This window comes from Kumtagia ephedrae, assembly GCF_003012745.1.
Classification (GTDB): Bacteria; Pseudomonadota; Alphaproteobacteria; order Rhizobiales; family Rhizobiaceae; genus Kumtagia; species Kumtagia ephedrae.
Map to the genome: position 1 here is coordinate 1 of NZ_PXYK01000097.1, position 266 is coordinate 266.

Consider the following 266-nt stretch of genomic DNA (forward strand, 5'->3'; position numbering starts at 1 on the left):
TTCTGCGGAAAGAAAGTAATACCCCGCCTACCCGACGACCCGAAAAGCCTCGGGTCTGACGATGTGGAAATTGTCGTTGACGGTGTCGCGGAAGGATTTCCAGTTCTTCGGCAATGTGGACTTGAAGAAGCGCATGATAGCCTCGGCGAAGGCGCGGAAGCTGTCATGATAGCGGTTGTGGGTGACGTGCTCGTGCATGAGTTTCCACAGCCGCTCGATGGCGTTGAGGTTGGGCGCGTAGGCGGGCAGGAAATGCAGCCGGATGC

1 protein-coding gene is annotated in these 266 nt (G+C 57.5%); it reads right to left on the reverse strand.

Annotation, left to right across the window (positions count from 1 at the left end; genetic code table 11):
* Positions 1-27: 27 nt before the first annotated feature.
* A partial coding sequence (locus C7I84_RS29435; RefSeq protein ID WP_207770980.1) for a transposase occupies positions 28-266 on the reverse strand: 239 nt, incomplete at its 5' end.